This is a genomic window from Paenibacillus sp. 01L418 (assembly GCF_056400045.1).
The window spans coordinates 1-5180 of the sequence record NZ_JBFTSN010000438.1 but is presented as its reverse complement, the minus strand read 5'-3'; the positions used below and the strand labels follow the sequence as shown (position 1 = coordinate 5180).

At 30.6% G+C, this 5180-nt stretch carries 4 protein-coding genes and 1 pseudogene; all 5 read left to right on the top strand.

What is annotated here, in order from left to right; genetic code table 11:
* On the top strand, positions 1 to 662 hold a 662-nt coding region (locus AC1DSE_RS29755), incomplete at its 5' end, for a hypothetical protein (protein WP_477528660.1).
* Positions 663 to 678: 16 nt separating this feature from the next.
* The gene (locus tag AC1DSE_RS29750) at positions 679 to 1902 is read left to right on the top strand and encodes a glycosyltransferase family 2 protein (RefSeq protein WP_477528659.1); all 1224 of its coding nucleotides are present in this window, start codon (positions 679 to 681) and stop codon (positions 1900 to 1902) included.
* A 245-nt stretch (positions 1903 to 2147) separates the two neighbouring features.
* Complete coding sequence (locus AC1DSE_RS29745) at positions 2148 to 3341, top strand: glycosyltransferase (RefSeq protein WP_477510968.1); 1194 nt, start codon at positions 2148 to 2150, stop codon at positions 3339 to 3341.
* A 356-nt stretch (positions 3342 to 3697) separates the two neighbouring features.
* Positions 3698 to 3853 (top strand): annotated as a pseudogene (locus AC1DSE_RS29740) (DapH/DapD/GlmU-related protein); the annotation flags it as partial.
* 128 nt (positions 3854 to 3981) lie between these two features.
* Positions 3982 to 5130: a glycosyltransferase family 2 protein gene (locus AC1DSE_RS29735; protein WP_477510967.1), complete on the top strand. Its 1149-nt coding sequence runs from the start codon at positions 3982 to 3984 to the stop codon at positions 5128 to 5130.
* Positions 5131 to 5180 lie beyond the last annotated feature (50 nt).

Genomic DNA, 5180 nt, shown 5'->3' with positions numbered 1-5180 from the left:
GGATTACTTCTTTACAACTAATGATTCTCTTTTCTATAACGTTATTGGTTAATAAATTATCCTTTAAGAAAATATTCATTTTTGCAGCAATAGGAATACTATTAAATAGCATAGTCGCTGCATATAGAGATAGTTATTCTTTAACACATGTCAACCTAAAGCAATTAATTGGTAATTTGTTTAACAATTATTTAGTCTTTGATACTGCGACATTTGCTTATTATGCTTCTGCTACTCATGTTGCTGCTTCAGAAATCGCCAACATAAGTACAAGATTCAATTCATTTTATGAATTTTTCAAATCAATTTTAATAGGTTCAGACTCAATAGCTTCGGATGTAACAACTTTTGTTTCCATAAAATATTTTTATAATATGGGTGGAGGACTAATACCAACTCATTTTTACTTTTGGTTTGGATGGTTTGGGGTTTTAATTATATCTTTTATTGTAGTAACTTTACTAAATAACTTGAATTTTGGTAGAAGTGAATTCCAAAAGATATTAGTTTATTCTATAATTTTCAATGTGCCAAGATGGTATCTTTATTCACCAAATCAACTTTTTAAAGGCGCTTTGTTTTTTGTAACAATTTTGTGGATAATATTTTGGATTACCAATTCAATTACAACAAAAATAAAAAGTAAAGCAGTTAATTTATAAAGTAAGTGAGGTTAATATGAAGATAAGTATTATAATTCCGGTTTATAATGCAGAAAGATATCTAAATAAGTGTTTAGAGAGTGTTATAAACCAGACGTATAAAAAATTGGAAATTATTGTAGTTAATGATGGTTCTGTAGATAACAGCGAAAAAATATGCAATGAGTATGCATTAAAAGATAAAAGAATAATAGTAATACATAAAAGTAATGAGGGAGTCTCAGAAGCAAGARATACAGGTATTAATATTGCTACAGGAGCTTACTTTTACTTGCTTGACTCCGATGATTTCATTAGCTCGGAAACTATTGATATATTTATAAAACGAGCAAAAAGAACAAAGGCCGATATTCTGACAGGTAAATTGATCAGTGTGGATGAGAATGGAGTTGTTGATTCAACTTTTACTTTTGATAAAGATAGAATTGAGAAAAAAAACTTAATGGACTCTAAGGAGAAATTTATATATTTCTTTGGTAAAAGTTTCGGTGCTTGTGCTGGTAATAAACTTTATAGAACTGAGTATGTTAAATCACTAGATATAAAGTTCGAGAAAAATATATATTATGGTGAAGATTTTCTTTTTAATCTCAAACTATACGTGAATTATCCGAATATTGAATTGATTAATGATGATACATACTATTACTATAAAAATAGTTCATCGATTTCAAATTCCTATAAAAAAGGATTGGCGGATAGATACATAGATTTAGTAACAAGTTTTTATAATTATACAGAGAAGATGAATAAAGTTAAAGAGAACCAGGACCTTATCTCTTATAATTCATTTACTGCCATTGATAATACTTGTTTAAACTGCTTCGGATTTTCAAAATATACATTAAGTGGAATAAAAAGTGAAATAAAAAAGTTTAAAAAATCAAAAATTATAGGTGAAGGAATAAAAAATCTAGCTTTAGGAAGATACTTGAAAGAGGTTCCAAGAAAAGATTGGAGATACTTTTCTAGAATATTCTCGATTTTATATACTTTAAATTTAATAGATTTAGCTGCATTAATACAAATCCTTAGATTCAGGTATAAAGCAAAAAAAAGAATTATAGAAATTATAATCACGACGATCGCGAAAATGCTTCGTCCTTTTCTTGATGAACTGCGCGGAAGACTCGCGTTTGTATTTCTCCCACCTTACAATCCTAAACTAAATATAGTAATGGGGCTTTGGAAGTGGTTGGAATTGGATGTCATCAACAATGTTTTTTTCAAAAGTCAATGAGATTTAAAAGAACGTCATTTTTTCATTGAACAGATTAAAAGAGCCCATGATTATCATAGAGCACCTTCAAAAGTGGCTCGATAAGGGACAAACTCCTGTTCGTTGCCCTGTTGATTGATAAGAAATATAGCTAAAAGTTCCTGAAGATGCAAGTGATGCCTGATGTGAAAGGAACCACACTTGTCAGTTTCACATGGAAGTAAATTAGAGCTTTTTGAAAGAGTTTATGAGAGTAAGGTGGGAAAATGAAAAAAAAAATCTTGTTTGTATCCAATCACCTGGGAGCTGGGGGGATTGAGAAAAGTTTACTATCGTTATTAAAGAATATTGATTACGAAAAATATGAGGTTCATCTTCTTCTCTTTGAGAATGAGGGAGTATTTCTAAATGAAATTCCACCACATGTAAAGTTACTAACTCCGCTACTTCCGAACTCTGTTATATCACTGACAAAAAAGGATTTGATCTTTAATAAATGTAGGCTAGCCATTATCCGCGTTGCAAGACTTACTGGGGCAATTTTAGGAAGGTTATTTCCAAACTTTAAATGGAAAATTTATTGGACATTCTTCAAAAAAGTCCTGTTTCATGCAAACGAGAGGTATGATGTTGCGATTAGTTACGCTGATGTATTTTGTAATTACTTTGTTATAGATAAGGTGAAAGCAAATAACAAAATACTCTATAATCATTTTAATTATGAAGCTGGTTTTAAGACGGGGATTTTTCAACCAAATATGGATTATTATTATTTTAAAACTGCACATAACATTGTTACTGTAGGGAAAGAAAGCTACAACTCATTGTGTAGAACATTTCCTGATATATCCGAAAAAATACATATAATTGAAAATATAATATCTCCTTCAGAAATTCAAAGGAAGTCACTTGAAGAGGGTTATACTGATGATTTTAAGGGAACGAGAATTGCTACTGTCAGCCGTCTTGCACCGGAAAAAGGAATACTTTTGGCAGTAAATGCATGTGAGTTACTTATAAGACAGGGATACAATATAAGGTGGTATATTGTTGGAGATGGGCATATTCGCACTGAGATAGAAAGGGAGATAAGCCATCGAGGGCTTGAGGATTATTTTATACTATTAGGCACCAAGGTAAATCCCTATCCTTTTATGCTTAATTGTGATGTATATGTGCAACCATCATTAACTGAATCGAATGGTATGACGGTCACTGAAGCCAAGATTCTTTATCGACCTATAGTTGTTACTGATATACCTGCTTTCAAGGAGCAGATAACCAATAGGGAAACAGGAATTGTTGTATCTATTAACGCTGGAGATATAGCTGAAGGAGTTAAGAAGCTTCTGGAATCAAAAGAGTTAAGAGACAGGTTATCGCAATCGCTTAAGCATGAGGATTTAGATAATAGTAACCAAGTAAATAAATTATATAGACTTATGGATAACAGGAGGTAATTATTATTAATTCAATATTTTGGAATATTGCATATAGAATAGCAAAGTTGTTACCTACCTCAGATGGTAGTTGGTATAATACTCTCTCAAAGAGGACAAGAGGAATAATTGCTTCAAAGCGTCTTAAATATGTTGGGAAAAATATCAATATAGAAAAAGGAGCAATTTATTCCACAGAAGTGTCACTAGGGAACGATTCAGGTATAGGTATAAACTGTCTAATCACTGGTGAAGTTGAAATTGGAAATAATGTAATGATGGGACCAGAAGTTATTGTTTTCACTACCAATCATAGGCATGACAGAGTTGATATACCTATGATAGAACAGGGTTTTGAAGCTATGCGTCCCGTCGTAATAGGTAACGATGTTTGGATTGGACAACGAGTAATCATTTTGCCTGGTGTTACTATAGGTGACGGTTGCATTATTGGTGCCGGTGCAGTGGTGTCAAAGGATGTGGATTCATATTCAGTATTTGTGGGTAATCCCGGTCGTGTGGTTAAAAAAAGGATTCTGTAAACTGATAAATAGAATAAGTCAACAAAGTGATCAGAACAAGTTGGTTTGTTAGTGATTACGACAAGTCATTGTAAAATTAATTATCAATATAATAATGACAGTAAGGAGAACCGTTAATCATGAGTTATAAAATATCAATTTTAATGCCTACATATAACGATGAATTATATATACAGAAAAGTATTAAATCGATTATTGAACAAACATATAAAAATTGGGAACTAATTGTTATTAACGACGGTTCAACGGATAGTACAGAGAATAAAATAAGAGAATTTAAAAATGGAGAAATTAAGTACATTTATCAAGAGAATAGTGATCAATTAAACGCACTTCAAAATGGAAGTACATTAATAACAGGCGACATTGTAATGCTTCTTCATTCAGATGATTTACTAAATAATGCAAACTCATTAGTAGATATTATCAAGGAATTTGAAAACAATCCTAACATAGATGGTCTATATGCTGATCTAATCACGATAGATGCGAGCTCTAGTGTGACAGGTACAATTAAAACAGCTGAGTTTAAGAAAAATGATTTGCTTAAGCGGATTTTTTGGACAAGAGGATCTAATTTGATTGGAGATATCTTTGCGGTAAAAAAGGTGGTATATGACAAAAATATAATACCTAATTATATACGAGATAATACAATATATTACCTCGCTACACCGTTACTTAATTTAAAAAAAGTTGATTCTTGGTATAAGTATAGAGTATTTAATGAGAATTATATAAATTCAGATGTTGGTAAATTCGTGGTTTATAACGGCACTCAACGAACGATTTATAAACATTTTTTTGAAAAAACGTTTTCATTGTATCCTCTAATATTAAATCCTTTTATTCACAAAGTAATCAATAGGTTTGGTTTACATAAAATGTATAAACTCAAGAGTGAGATCAATTCCAATTGGCCTTTTTTGAAAAAGTATTATAGCTTATGGTTAAGTGATATGGTGAGTCAAGAACATTCAGATTTAGCAAAAAAGCAATTGACTAAGACAATTGATTCAATAAATAAAAGAATGAGTTCCAAAAAAAACAACTGTCTAGAAATCAAGTATAGTCAGGAACAGCATTATTTTGGTAAAGATGCACGTAACTTTTATAAAGACTATAAAAGTGCTCAATTAAATTTATTTTATAAAAAAATACTGGAGGAAAATTATAATTATATATTAGTCCATGACATGGAATCAAAGAAAGCAGTAGAAGTAGCTATAAATTTCTATGGATTTTATTACGAGGTTGTTTATGAGTAGATTTTTAAAAAAAAGTAATTTTCAACAGGCAGTTAAAATATTATTCATAT